The organism is Bradyrhizobium sp. 61, from assembly GCF_023073075.1.
Lineage (GTDB): Bacteria > Pseudomonadota > Alphaproteobacteria > Rhizobiales > Xanthobacteraceae > Bradyrhizobium > Bradyrhizobium barranii.
Genome location: NZ_JADPIU010000008.1, coordinates 70,202 through 82,468, shown reverse-complemented (window position 1 = coordinate 82,468; position 12,267 = coordinate 70,202). Strand labels below are relative to the sequence as shown.

General features: G+C 64.3%; 12 protein-coding genes. 5 read left to right on the top strand and 7 right to left on the bottom strand.

Going from position 1 to position 12,267, the window contains the following annotated elements; genetic code table 11:
- Nucleotides 1-91 precede the first annotated feature (91 nt).
- Nucleotides 92-622, top strand: coding sequence for a gamma carbonic anhydrase family protein (locus IVB46_RS03125; RefSeq protein WP_247309518.1), 531 nt, complete (start codon nucleotides 92-94; stop codon nucleotides 620-622).
- A gap of 206 nt (nucleotides 623-828) precedes the next feature.
- Nucleotides 829-1,209 carry a hypothetical protein gene (locus IVB46_RS03120; protein ID WP_247309520.1) on the top strand — a complete coding sequence of 127 codons (381 nt, stop codon included), beginning with the start codon at nucleotides 829-831 and terminating at the stop codon, nucleotides 1,207-1,209.
- Nucleotides 1,210-1,443: 234 nt separating this feature from the next.
- On the opposite strand, the gene IVB46_RS03115 is transcribed toward IVB46_RS03120, so the two are convergent.
- The 6 genes from IVB46_RS03115 to IVB46_RS03090 all read right to left on the bottom strand — a co-directional run bounded on the left by IVB46_RS03115 (nucleotide 1,444) and on the right by IVB46_RS03090 (nucleotide 7,029).
- Nucleotides 1,444-1,935, bottom strand: coding sequence for a hypothetical protein (locus IVB46_RS03115; protein ID WP_166091991.1), 492 nt, complete (start codon nucleotides 1,933-1,935; stop codon nucleotides 1,444-1,446).
- A 177-nt stretch (nucleotides 1,936-2,112) separates the two neighbouring features.
- On the bottom strand, nucleotides 2,113-2,844 hold the full coding sequence (locus IVB46_RS03110) for an aspartate/glutamate racemase family protein (RefSeq protein ID WP_247309616.1): 732 nt from the start codon (nucleotides 2,842-2,844) through the stop codon (nucleotides 2,113-2,115).
- A 20-nt stretch (nucleotides 2,845-2,864) separates the two neighbouring features.
- Nucleotides 2,865-3,743: an ABC transporter permease gene (locus IVB46_RS03105; protein WP_014494293.1), complete on the bottom strand. Its 879-nt coding sequence runs from the start codon at nucleotides 3,741-3,743 to the stop codon at nucleotides 2,865-2,867.
- Nucleotides 3,744-3,746: 3 nt separating this feature from the next.
- Nucleotides 3,747-4,706, bottom strand: coding sequence for an ABC transporter permease (locus tag IVB46_RS03100; RefSeq protein ID WP_247309524.1), 960 nt, complete (start codon nucleotides 4,704-4,706; stop codon nucleotides 3,747-3,749).
- A gap of 4 nt (nucleotides 4,707-4,710) precedes the next feature.
- Nucleotides 4,711-6,000: an extracellular solute-binding protein gene (locus IVB46_RS03095; protein ID WP_028150047.1), complete on the bottom strand. Its 1,290-nt coding sequence runs from the start codon at nucleotides 5,998-6,000 to the stop codon at nucleotides 4,711-4,713.
- Nucleotides 6,001-6,042: 42 nt separating this feature from the next.
- Entirely contained in the window at nucleotides 6,043-7,029 is a 987-nt protein-coding gene (locus tag IVB46_RS03090; RefSeq protein WP_071912608.1) for an ABC transporter ATP-binding protein, read from the bottom strand.
- A 268-nt stretch (nucleotides 7,030-7,297) separates the two neighbouring features.
- Here IVB46_RS03090 and IVB46_RS03085 point away from each other — a divergent pair, with 268 nt between their 5' ends.
- Nucleotides 7,298-8,005 (top strand): GntR family transcriptional regulator, encoded by a 708-nt coding sequence (locus tag IVB46_RS03085; RefSeq protein WP_208070827.1) that lies wholly within the window; start codon nucleotides 7,298-7,300, stop codon nucleotides 8,003-8,005.
- A gap of 14 nt (nucleotides 8,006-8,019) precedes the next feature.
- Here IVB46_RS03085 and IVB46_RS03080 read toward each other — a convergent pair whose 3' ends face one another.
- The gene (locus IVB46_RS03080) at nucleotides 8,020-8,226 is read right to left on the bottom strand and encodes a hypothetical protein (protein ID WP_063982481.1); all 207 of its coding nucleotides are present in this window, start codon (nucleotides 8,224-8,226) and stop codon (nucleotides 8,020-8,022) included.
- A gap of 356 nt (nucleotides 8,227-8,582) precedes the next feature.
- Here IVB46_RS03080 and IVB46_RS03075 point away from each other — a divergent pair, with 356 nt between their 5' ends.
- Nucleotides 8,583-9,935, top strand: coding sequence for an amidohydrolase family protein (locus IVB46_RS03075; protein ID WP_247309525.1), 1,353 nt, complete (start codon nucleotides 8,583-8,585; stop codon nucleotides 9,933-9,935).
- A 487-nt stretch (nucleotides 9,936-10,422) separates the two neighbouring features.
- Nucleotides 10,423-12,150 (top strand): CYTH and CHAD domain-containing protein, encoded by a 1,728-nt coding sequence (locus IVB46_RS03070; RefSeq protein WP_247341955.1) that lies wholly within the window; start codon nucleotides 10,423-10,425, stop codon nucleotides 12,148-12,150.
- The last annotated feature ends 117 nt before the right edge of the window (nucleotides 12,151-12,267 follow it).

Here is a 12,267-nt window from a genome sequence, read left to right as displayed (position 1 = left end):
GGACGCTCGGCGTCCCCTGCGTGGCGCGGCGGCCCTTTGCCTCAGCGTCGCCGTTTCGCTATGGCTGGGGTTGACGCGACAGGAGAACCCCATGGCGATCTACGAGCTCGACGGACAGGCACCCGATCTTCCCGTCGACGGGAATTACTTCATCGCCGAGACCGCGACCGTGATCGGCCGCGTGCGCCTGAAGCCGGGTGCGAGCGTCTGGTTCGGCGCCGTGCTGCGCGGCGACAATGAATGGATCGAGATCGGCGAGGGCGCCAATGTGCAGGATGGCTCGACCTGCCACACCGACCTCGGCTTTCCCCTGGTCATCGGCAAGAACTGCACCGTCGGCCACAACGTCATCCTGCACGGCTGCACGATCGAGGAGGGCGCGCTCGTCGGGATGGGCTCGATCGTGATGAACGGCGCGAAGATCGGCCGCAACAGCATCGTCGGCGCGGGCTCGGTCATCACCGAGGGCAAGGAATTTCCCGAACGCTCCCTGATCATCGGCTCGCCCGCGCGTGTGATCCGCACGCTCGACGATGCCCAGGTGCAGAAGATGGGGAGTGCGGCGAGGTTCTACGTGGCCAACGGCCCGCGCTTCCAGAAAGGCCTGAAGCGGATCGGCTGAGAATAGCCGTGGGCCGCCGAGAAGATGGCGGCCGCCGCATAGCGGTCCGCGCGCGCCGCGCGTCAGCTTCCTTCGGATTCACATGCTTCGATCGCGGCTGCTGATGCTCGCGCGGAAGTGAGGCAGTAAGGCTGTCAGGAAGGCGCGGGTGACGTTAGCTTGGTCCCGCTTTGAGCGTGGAACGTCTCCACGCGGAGGATCGAGTGATGTTACGCAAGATGATGATGGCGGCGCTGGCCGTCGCGGCAGTCGGCTTGTCGGCGCCGCAGGCGGCTGAGGCGCGGGGCGGTTTCGGTCATGGTGGCGGTGGCTGGGGCCACGGCGGCGGCGGCTGGGGCCATGGTGGCGGCTGGGGCCATGGCGGCCACTGGCGTGGCGGCGGCTTCTGGCCCGGAGTGGCGATCGGGGCAGGTATCGCCGGCGCCGGCTACTACGGCGGCTATTACGGCTACGGCCACGGTTACGGCGATCCCTATTACTATGGTACCGGCTATGACGACGGCGGTTACGGCGGCTGTTACGTGGTGCGGAAGCGGGTCATGACGCCGGCAGGCTGGCGTGTCCGCCGCGTGGATGTCTGCGAATAGCGTTCTGACAGCTGCAAAAAGCTGGAGCCCCGCTCCGATTCCATCGGAGCGGGGCTCCAGCTAGCCCATTAAAGAACAAGGCCGTTGACGCAGTATACCGTCAACGACCTTGCCAGCCCCGGACATTGAAATCGGCTCACGCCATCCGGTAACCGGGAGCATGGCGCGGAATCATACGGGGGAATGTGATCCAGTTCACATGTGGAAAAATTTAAGTCGCAGGCCCTGACCCGGCTAGCCGCGCGAACGCTTGCGGGCGCTGGCGTGGACACGGCGCGACGGTTTCCTGCGGGTAACCGAGGGTGTCTCCGCTTCCGTGGCCCGGACGCTGGCAAAGGACTGCCGAAGGCCGTCGATGGACTCGTTCAGCGTCGTGACCTGTTCGGACAGGCGCTTGGTGTCGGCCTGCTGCGCCGCCATCAGGCGCTTCATGGTCTGGAGTTGGTCCTGCACGACCTGGAGCTGGTCGATCGATTCCTGCTGGGTCGCCTCGAGACCCTTGGTCTTCTCGACGAGTTGCTCGGATGCCTGGGCCGTGCGGGCCTGGAGCTGCCGCGACGCCACCACGCGGTCGGTCTCAGGAGTTGCACCGGTAGAAGCGCGCCAGATCGCGATCGAGGTCACGCCGGCGATGAGGAGCAGGAGGGCTGCGGCGGTCAGCGCAATCGGCTGGGCGCCAAGGCGAAGGAGGGGGTTGGACGGCCTGTCCTGGGCGAGATCGATCATCGCTGACAAAACCCAAATTGAAACTTGGTGAGTGGCGAAGTGCGGCAACCAGAGGTCGCCGGGACGTCCCGAAAGTGTTACCATTCGGCAACAAATGGGACCAAAAAGAGGCTAACGGCAAAAAACCAGCAATCAGCTGGTCTTGGGACCCCTGAAGGTCCTCGAAAAGAGCCGGGATCAAGGCTGGAACGGCGAAAACGGTCCGGAATAGGTCTTCGAGCGCGGCGCCGCATAGGGCCCGAGCCGGGAGGTTTTCAGTCCCAGCCGCACCAGTGATTCTGCCAGCGTGACCGCCGCGGCGACGCCGTCGACCACGGGCAGGCCATGTGTGGCGGCGAGCTCGGTGGCGAGGTCGGCCATGCCGGCGCAGCCGAGCACGACGGCTTCCGCCCGATCGTCGCGGACCGCGGCGGTGATCTCGGCGGAGATCTTGCCGAGGGCATCGGTATTGCGCTCCTCGAGCGCGAGCACCGGGACCTCGGCGGCGCGGACACGCGCGCAGCGCTCGGCGAGGCCGTATTTCCGCAAATTATGCTCGATCGGCACGATCGAGACACCGAGCGTCGTCACCACGGCAAAACGCGCCGCGATCAGGCTCGCCATGTGGAAGCCGGCTTCTCCGATGCCGATCACCGGCGCTTTCGCGGCGGCACGCGCGGCGTCGAGGCCGGTGTCGTCGAAGCAGGCGATGATGTGGGCGTCGGCGCCGTCGCGGTCTGCGTCGCGGATGCAGCCGAGCATGCCGGGCACGGCGAAGGCTTCGTCGTAAAAGCCCTCGATCGAGACCGGGCCCATCGCGGGCTGGCGCGCATCGATCAATGTGTCGGGCAGGGCGACGCTGCGTGCTGCAGCGGCGATCTTCGCCGTCATCGACGCGGTGGTGTTGGGATTGACGACGTGCAGCCGCATCAGTTCAGACAAGCCCCTTGTCAGACAAGCCCTTGGCCGGCATCCGAGCCCTTGGCCGCCTGCCGTTTGTTGAGCATGTGGATGGTGCCGAGTGCAAGGGCGATCACGGTGAACGACACCGCCGAGATCACGGTGCCGAGCGCATAGATATCGGGGTTCGTCACGGTGGTGGTGAGGCCCTGGAGATCGAGCGGCAGCGTGTTCACCGCCCCGATCGCCTGGCTGGAGCGGGCGAGCTCGTCCCAGGACAGCGTGAAGCCGAACAGGCCGATGCCGATCACGGAGGGCAGGATGATCGGCAGCACGACATGACGGAAGGCCTGCCACGGCGTCGCGCCGAGATCGCGCGCGGCTTCCTCGAGCCTGGGATCGAAGCGGTTGAAGATCGCGAACATGATAAGCAGGCCGAACGGCAGCGTCCAGGTCAGGTGCGCACCTAAGCCCGAGGTCAGCAGGCCCATCGAGGTCTCGAAATTCTCGTTCCAATGCGCCTTGATCAGGTCGTCGATGATGCGGAATTCGAGCGAGATGCCGAGCGAGGTGATGATCGAGGGCACGATCAGGCTCGCGATCGCCGAGTAAAATAGAATGCCCTGCGCCTTGAACTTGCGGCGGAAGGCCATGCCGGCGGCGACCGACAGCACGACGGTCACGACCATCACGATCAGGCCAAGCAGCAGCGAGCGGCGGAAGGCCGCGCCGAGATCGACGATGCCGGTGCCCTGGAACAGTTTTGCGATCCAGAAGGTCGACACGCCATTCATCGGGAAGGTGAGGCCGCCCTGCGGGCCCTGGAACGAGAGGACGTAGATCGCGATCATCGGGCCGTAGAGAAACAGCACATAGGCCGCGAAGAAGATCGCGAGCACGTAGAACGAGCGCGGGCGTCCCTCCTTCATGCTCTAGAGCTCCTTCTTGATGTCGACGATGCGCGACATCATGGTGATAATCAGGAAGGTGATGATGAGCAGGATCACGGCGTTCGCGGCGGCAGCCGGGAATTGCAGCGCGTTCACCCGCGTCTCGATGATCTTGCCGGCGGCGGCGATCTGCTGGCCGCCCATCACGCCGATGGTGATGAAGTCGCCCATCACGATGGTGATGACGAAGATCGAGCCGATCACGATGCCGGGCTTGGAGAGCGGGATGATGACGTTGACCAGCGTCTGGAAGCCGGTGGCGCCGGCATCATAGGCCGCCTCGATCAGCGACTTGTCGATGCGCACCATCGAATTGAAGATCGGCACCACCATGAAGAAGGTGAAGAGGTGGACCAGCGCCAGCACCACGGAGAATTCGGAGAACAGCAGCCATTCCACGGGGTGATTGATCAGCCCCGTCTTGATCAGGCCGGAGTTCACGAGGCCGTTGCGTCCGAGCAGCGGGATCCAGGCGATCATGCGAATGACGTTGGAGGTCCAGAACGGGATCGTGCAGAGCAGCGACAATCCCATCTGCCAGGTCTTGGACTTGACGTGGAAGGCGAGGAAGTAGGCGACCCAGAAGCCGATGAAGAGCGTGATGACCCAGACCAGGAAGCACAGCTTCAGCGTCTTCAGATAGGTCTTGGCGATGGTGCAGAGATCGGGGAGCTGCGCGATGCAGCCCTCGAACGTGTCGGTGTAGCCGCGGCCGGAGAAGGCCGGCAGCAGCTGGTATTCGTTGTAGTCCCAGAACGAGACGATGACGACGAAGACCAGCGGGATCAGGAAGAAGGCGAGAAACACCAGCATCATCGGCCCGGCCTGGAGCCAGGAGATGAAGGACGGCGACAGGCGCGTCGCTTTCGCGGCGCGCGCCGTGCCTGACCCCGGGATCAATCCCGGGGACGCCTGTTGCAGGATGTCCTCTGACGTGTCCATCACGTTAGGCCGCGATGAACTCGTTCCACTTGCGGACCATGTAGTCGTTCTCGTCCATCACGGCGTTCCAGCAGGCGACGCCGCCCATGCGGTCCTCGTAGGAGCCGCCGTCGCGCACCGCGCCGGCCTTCTCGAGCAGCGAGCCGTCGGGCGCCTTGATGTCCTTCTCGGCCGGCTTGCCTTCCATCCAGTACGCCCACTCGTACGGCTCCATGTGCGCCTTCGCGGTCGAGAGCACGGCGGAGTAGTAGCCCTGGCGGTTGAGATAGGCACCGGCATAGCCGGACAGGAACCAGTTCACGAACTCATAGGCCCATTCGAGCTTCGCACCCGAGACGCCCTTGGAGACGCAGAAGCCCGAGGCCCAGGAGCGATAGCCTTCCTTCAGCGGCTGGAAGGTGCAGGGGATGCCCATCGAGCGCACCTTCGTCACGGCCGGTGACCACATCGACTGGATCACGGTCTCGCCGGAGGCCATCAGGTTGACGCTCTCGTTGAAGTCCTTCCAGAAGGCGCGGAATTGTCCCGCCTTCTTGGCTTCGGTCATCACCTTCATAGTGAGATCGATCTCTTCCTTGGTCATGTTGCCCTTGTCGGCATATTTGTACTTGCCGGTGGCTTCCACGACCATCGCGGCATCCATGATGCCGATCGAGGGGATGTTGAGGATCGAGGCCTTGCCCTTGAATTCGGGATTGAGCAGCTCGGACCACGAGCTGATCGGGCGCTTGATCAGGTCGGGACGAATGCCGAGCGTGTCGGCGTTGTAGACGGTCGGGATCAGCGTGACGAACTCGGTCGCCGACGTCGCGAACTTCTTGGAGTCCTTGCCTTCGAGATAGAGCACCTTCCAGGGCGCCGTGCCCTGGCCGCCGATCTTCTTGCCGCCGGGCGTCTCGCCCTTGGTGAACACCGGCGTGATGTTGTCGAATTCCTTGATCTTCTTGGCATCGAGGGCAAGGATGTTGCCCGACGGCACGATCTTCTTCAGCGAGAAATATTCGGTGTCGAGTACGTCGAAGGAGTTGGGCTGGGTCATCACGCGCTTGGTGACGTCGTCGGTGGTCGCGGTGATGTATTCGATCTTGATGCCGGTGTCCTTGAGGCACTGCTTGGAGATGTCGTCGCCCTCGTTCACGGCGGTGCCGAGATAGCGCAGCACCTTCGCATCGGCCGATTTCACATAGGGGAAGCCGGTGATGGCGCCGGAGCCGGCGGCGAGGCCCGCGAGACCTGCGGTGCCCTTGAGCAGCGTGCGGCGGCTGACGCCCTTCGTCCTGGTGGTCTCGGTCATATCAGTCACTCCTCTGTTGCGCATTCCAGTGATCGATCGGCGCTATTGCAGGCGTTGCGCCTTGGCAGGATCCCAGGTGGCCAGCACGCGATCGCCCGGACGGAACGGGTGGACGTCGAAGGCGGCCTCGGGGAGGTGGGAGAATAGGGCGGTGCCGTCGTCGAGCGTGAGCGAGACGGCGATGTAGGAGCCCTGGTACTCGGTCTGGGTCAGCAGCGCCGGCGCGCCGAACGCGCCCTCGGCGAACGGCGCGATGCCGAGCTGATCGGCGCGCACGGCGATGAGGTTTCCGGCGTCGCTGAGGACGTTGTGGCCGCCGATGAAGCGGGCCACGAATTCGGTGCGGGGACGGTGGAAGATCTCGCGCGCGGTGCCTTGCTGTTCGATCCTGCCCTGGTTCATCACCACGATGTGGTCGGCGAGCGCCATCGCCTCTTCCTGGCCGTGGGTGACCTGGATGAAGCTGATGCCGAGCTCGCGCTGAAGGCGCTTCAACTCGCCGCGCATCCTCACCCGCAGGAACGGATCGAGCGCGGAGAGCGGCTCGTCGAGCAGCAGGATCTGCGGCTCGGTGATCAGAGCGCGAGCCAGCGCCACGCGCTGCTGCTGGCCGCCGGAGAGTTGGGCCGGGAGCCGGCCCGCATAGGGTGTCATCGCCACCAGCTCCAGCAATTCGCCGGCGCGCTTGTGCCTGGTCGCGCGGTCGACGCCGCGCATTTTGAGGGCAAACGCGACGTTGTCGAGCACCGTCAGATGCGGAAACAGCGCGTAGGACTGGAACATCATCGCCGTGCCGCGCTTGGCGGGCTCAAGGTCGGTCACGTTCTGCGCACCGAGAATGATGTCGCCTTTGCTGACCGCCTCATGGCCCGCGATCATCCGCAAGGTCGAGGTCTTGCCGCAGCCGGAGGGGCCGAGCAGGCAGCAATAGGTCCCGGCCGGGATCTTCAAATTGACGGTGTCGACCGCCAGCGTTGTGTCGTAGCGCTTGGTGACGGCGACCAGTTCGAGAGCGGCGGGAGTGGCCATGGCGTGTCCAAGGGAGGGGCGATGCTCCCGTCTCTCCGCAAGGTCCGTGCCAACCGCCCTTGGCCGGCTGAATTCCAGAACTGTGCAGCAGAGTCAGGTCGTTAGATCGAATCCGCCGCCCTCGGCCGTCCCAGCACCCGTCTGTCTCGCTGCACACAAAACGGGCGCGGATTGTATAATCTTTCGCCTGTGATTGGATACAGCTCGTCGACTAACATTCAAGGCCGAACGTCGCCGATCGAGCCCTCACACCCAACCCTTCGAACTGATGGCCGCCAAGACTCGCACGAAATCCGACGCGCCAGATGCGAGCGATCGCGTCAGCCGTATCAGGGAAGGGGTGACCGCCGCGATCCTCGAGCATCGCCTGCTGCCCGGTACGAAGCTCGGCGAGGACGAGATCGGCGAGATCTACGGCGCGAGCCGTACGCTGGTCCGCACGGCGCTCCAGCAGCTTGCACATGAAGGCATCGTCAACATCGAGAAGAACCGCGGCGCCTTCGTCGCGCGACCGACGCCCGGCGATGCCCGTGAAGTGTTCGAGGCGCGCCGCCTGATCGAGCCGACCATCGTCGATCACGCGATTGATGCGGTGTCACCGGCCTGGATCGATCGCCTCCAGCAGCATCTCGCCGAGGAGCGCGAGGCGGAGCTGCGCGGTGACGCGCGCGCCTCGGTCCGGCTCTCCGGCGAGTTTCACCGTCTCGTCGCCGAGATGAGCGGGCACAGCATCTATCTCGGCTTCCTGAAAGAGCTGATCGCGCGCTCCTCGCTCATCATCCTGCTCTACCGCCGCCACGACACGCCGGCCTGTGGCACCGATCATCACGCCGGCATCGTCGCCGCGATCCGCAAGCGCGACAAGCAGGCTGCGCGCGTGCAGATGTTGTCGCATCTGGACGAGATCGAGGCCGAGCTGTTCTTGAAGGATCCCGCCGCCGACGAGCTGCGGCTCGCCGACGTGCTGGGCGTGTGACCGCCTGCCGTCTGTCAGAACGGACGTTCCTGATTTCGCCTCATGATCTTGAGCACCAGCAGGACGGCTCCGAGGACCAGCAACAACACGCCGACGAAAGTCATGCCGCTGTATTCGAACGTCACGCCTACGGCCGTCAGCAGGCATCCCAAGATGATTGCGATGAGCCCGCCGAGCTTCTTGGCCAGCAGGATGCGTCCGTCACTCGTTTGCGCCACCATGTTACGCCTCGTCATTTGAATTCTACAGACGACCGCAAGCCCTCCTGCCCAGCGGCTCAAGTCGCGTAGACCGCGCAGGATCGTACTCCCGAGCGAGAAAGTTGCAATCTACCGTTGCTGGCGGGTCGAAATCGATAGTGCGTTTTAATTTGAGTTCGACGCGAGTGCGACAGGTGCACTTACCCATTCGCCTCTCCAACTTGATGGGGACGCTTCTCTTCGCGTCCGTATGGCTGATTTGCAAAACCTCCCTGTGGTTGCAAATTGACTCGATGCGGTTTGCAGGCATCAATCCATAGCTGCATCGCGCGGCGTCAGCTGGCTGGCGTTCGCCCGGATCTGCGTGGAGATTGGACATGTGGGGTTGGACCGCGCCGGCCGGACTCTTCAGAGCCGCCGCATTGCTTGTGTCGATTGGAAGCCTCGGCAGCCCGTTGCCCTTACAAGCCCAGCAGGACTCCGCCGTCCTGTTCCGCAACGTTCGGATCTTCGACGGAAAGAATGCCACGCTCTCGGTCGCGTCCAACGTCCTGATCAGGAACAGGAAGATCGAGAAGATTTCGACCGCCGATATCGCGGCCACCGGTCAGGTGATCGACGGCGGCGGCCGCGTGCTGATGCCGGGACTGATCGACGCACACTGGCACGCGATGCTGGTGCGTCCGACGCCGGCCGCGGCCCTCGGCGATGTCGGCTACAACAATCTGCTCGCCGCCAGCGAGGCGACAGCGACGCTGATGCGCGGCTTCACCACCATACGCGACATGGGCGGGCCGAGTTTCGGCCTCAAGCGGGCCATCGACGAGGGTCTCGTCGCCGGTCCGCGCATCTATCCGTCCGGCGCCATCATCACCATCACCGGCGGTCATGGCGATTTCCGCCAGCTCACCGATCTGCCGCGAACCATCGGCGGCATGCTCAGCCGCATGGAGCTGATCGGCGGCAGCCTGGTCGCCGACAGCCCGGACGAGGTGCGCGTGCGCGCGCGCGAGCAACTGATGCAAGGCGCGTCGCAGGTCAAGCTCACGGCGGGCGGCGGCGTCGCATCGCCCTTCAGTCCGCTCGATGTCTCCACCTTCACCGAGCCCGAGCTGCGCGCCGCTGTCGAGGCCGCGGACAATTGGGGCACCTATGTCGCCACGCACGCCTATACGCCGGTCGCGATCCAGCGCTCGATCGCAGCCGGCGTGAGATGCATCGAGCACGGACATCTCATGGATGAGGCGAGTGCGAAGCTGATCGCGGAGAAGGGCGTCTGGCTGAGCACGCAACCGTTCCTTGATATCTCCGGCGCCGCGGCGCTGGGACCGTCGGAGCAGGACAAGATGCGGCAGGTCGTTGCCGGCACCGACCGCGTCTATGCGCTGGCGAAGAAGTACAAGATCAAGACCGCGTTCGGCACTGACGTCCTGTTCTCGAAGGCATTGGCGGACAAGCAGGGCTCGATGCTGGCCGCACTGACGCGCTGGTACACGCCGGCCGAAGCGCTGACGATGGCGACGTCGACCAACGCTGAACTCTTGAGCCTGTCGGGCCTGCGTAATCCCTATCCCGGCAAGCTCGGCGTGGTCGAGGAGGGCGCGCTCGCCGATCTCCTGCTGGTCGACGGCAATCCGCTCGACGACATCAAGCTGGTCGAAGATCCCGCGAAGAATTTTGTGGTGATCATGAAGGACGGCAGGATCTACAAGAACAGGCTCGCGCATTGATGCGCGCTGGGCAGGTGTGAGCCCGCGAAATTCAATCGCTTCTAGTCGCGCTCGTCGGGAACCGGCTTTCCTGGTCGAGAGCCTTTTGCGATCTCCGGGAGCGCAGGAGGCCGCGCGGGGCTTGTCACAATCTCCGGCCTGTCACCATCGGAGGCGTGACTTCTGAGCGTCTCCAAAACCAGAAAGAATTTTTCTGCTAGCATGAGTCAAGCTCGCTGACGCGTTCATCTCGGTTTCGAGAACGACGAGATTCGCCATCAATTCGATCACTTACTGTACGCGGCGGCAATTTAATTCGTCACGCTAGACGAATTATGACAGTCCTGCCCGATCTTTAGCGTCGAGCATGTCGCATGTGGACGATGATGCGTTGCGACGTAACGTTGCTATTCCTTGCGGGCCTGACGAGCTATATGCTGCGCTCTGTCATCAAACTGTCATGTCACCGGAAATATTGAAATCAGACGCTACGCTGGCTCGCAAAACCATGAGCGCGCCGGATGGGAATCCTGTCCTCAAGGACAGGAACAAGAGAACGCAAGTCGTCGCCGGCTTCCTCAGGCAACGTGACGCAGCCGAGCCCGACCCGGAACATGCGATCGTCGAGGGCGCTGTGATTGATCAGACGCCATCGCAAGACACGACGCCTGCACCGGAGCCAGCCCAGTCCGGCACTGCTGCGCGTCCCGCCGGTGAGATCGAGCTCAAGCTGCTCGTCGATGCCGATCGCATGGCGCATTTCAACGCCGCGCCGGTCATCACGGCCAATGCGCGCAACAAGGGCACGCGCAAGCATCTCAAGTCGGTCTATTACGACACAGCCGAGCGCCTGCTTCGGCGCAATGGCCTGAGCCTGCGCGTCCGCCAGAGCGGCGCGCGCTTCGTGCAGACCGTGAAGACGGACGCCGCGGACGATCCGTTGCGCCGTGGCGAGTGGGAGGCGAGCGTGTCATCGCTTGCGCCCGATCTCGCTCTGGCGATGCCCTTCATTCCGGAGAAGCTTCGTAGCAACCTCGTGACGCAGCCGCTCGAAGCCGTCTTCACCGCCGACATCCGTCGTCATGCGAGGATGATCGACTTGCCGTCCGGCGCGGTCGAAATCGCCTTCGATCAAGGCGAGCTGACGGCTGGCGATCGCACGCTACAGGTGAGCGAGATCGAGCTTGAGCTGAAGAGCGGCAGCGCCAGCACGATCTACGAGGTCGCGCTGCGGCTCGCGGAGCAGGGTGCGGTGAAGCCGTCTATCCGTACCAAGTCGGCGCGCGGCTTTGATCTTGCCGCCGATGAGCCGCCCCCGGCACGTCGCCCGCGAAAACTTCGCCTCGATGCGTCGGTCACGCTCGACGAGGCCTTCGCGACGATCCTGCGCTCCTGCTTCCTCCATCTGCTTCAGTCGCTGCCGGCGGCCGAGGACGGGCGCAACCCGGAAGGCGTGCATCAACTCCGCGTCTCGCTGCGCCGGCTGCGATCGGCGCTCGACCTGATGCGATCGGTCGGCGCGCTCAGCAATCTCGACGCGCTGCGGTCGGAGGTCAAATGGCTGGCGCAAGACCTGTCCGCCGCCCGTGATTGGGACGTGTTCCAGCTCGATACCTTGCCGACGATCGCACAGGCCTGTCCGTTGGTCGCCGGCTTCGATGCGCTGGGCCGGGCTGCGGCCGAGCGCCAGTCGGACGCCTATCGCAAGGCGCATGATGCGCTCGACGATCGCCGCTGCGCTGTGTTCCTGATCGGCCTCGGAAACTGGATCGAGACGCGAGGCTGGCGCAACGACGTTGCCGCCGAAGATCTCGGCCAGCTCGCCGAACCCGCCGTCGACTTCGCGCGACGCATCTTGTCGGAGCAATACGCCAAGGTGCTCAAGCGCGGCCGCCGCTTCAAGTCGCTTCCTGCAGAAGAGCTGCACCGGGTGCGGCTCGCGACCAAGCGGCTGCGCTATCTCAGCGAGTTCCTGCTGCCGCTGTACGAGGATCGCAAGTCGGCGCGACGTTTCTCGCGTAGGCTCGCAGCCTTGCAGGAGGAGCTTGGCGCATTCAACGATATGGCGGTCACGGCATCGCTGCTCGATGGGCTCGGTACTGAACCCGACAGCGCCATCGCGGCCGCGGCGATCGCCGGCTGGCAGGCACGTGCATCGATCGGCGTGCAGCCCGCTTTGCAACGCACGTGGCGCGATTTCACTGCGGCGCGCGTGCCGTGGTCGTCACAGGGCTGATGCTCTCCCCAAAAAAGTTGCGGCCAGCCATTGGGGGATGGCTGGCCGCGCGCGAACCGGTCTGGGACGGGGAGGGGTGGGGATGTGACCGGGCCGCGTAACTCGTTTTCCTGACTG